1 protein-coding gene is annotated in these 280 nt (G+C 48.2%); it reads left to right on the top strand.

Going from position 1 to position 280, the window contains the following annotated elements; all coding sequences use genetic code 11:
• Positions 1-78: 78 nt before the first annotated feature.
• A partial coding sequence (locus L9G74_RS20285; protein WP_238898576.1) for a hypothetical protein occupies positions 79-280 on the top strand: 202 nt, incomplete at its 3' end.

Below are 280 nucleotides of genomic sequence, written 5' to 3'. Positions count from 1 at the left end.
CCTTCAGTGGTTACAGGAATAATCTGAAATTTCATAGGTTAAAACTCACTTTGCTGACACAACTCTTGCGGGCTACCGATGGCGGCGACTTTGCCGTTAGCATTGGATCATCAGTTGCTGAACGACAGCAAGCTCAAGGTTTCCTATATTTTGGCGCAAGAAGATGATGGTTTGTTTGCCAATAGCCAACTCGCACCGAAGATGTGCGGAAAAACCAGCTCCCAGCCTTTTTCTGTCCACTCTTCGCCGCCAAACGCGAATGAGTGGGTTTGCCTTCGCA

This window comes from Shewanella electrica, from assembly GCF_022321485.1.
Classification (GTDB): Bacteria; Pseudomonadota; Gammaproteobacteria; order Enterobacterales; family Shewanellaceae; genus Shewanella; species Shewanella electrica.
This window is presented reverse-complemented; position numbering and strand designations above follow the sequence as displayed.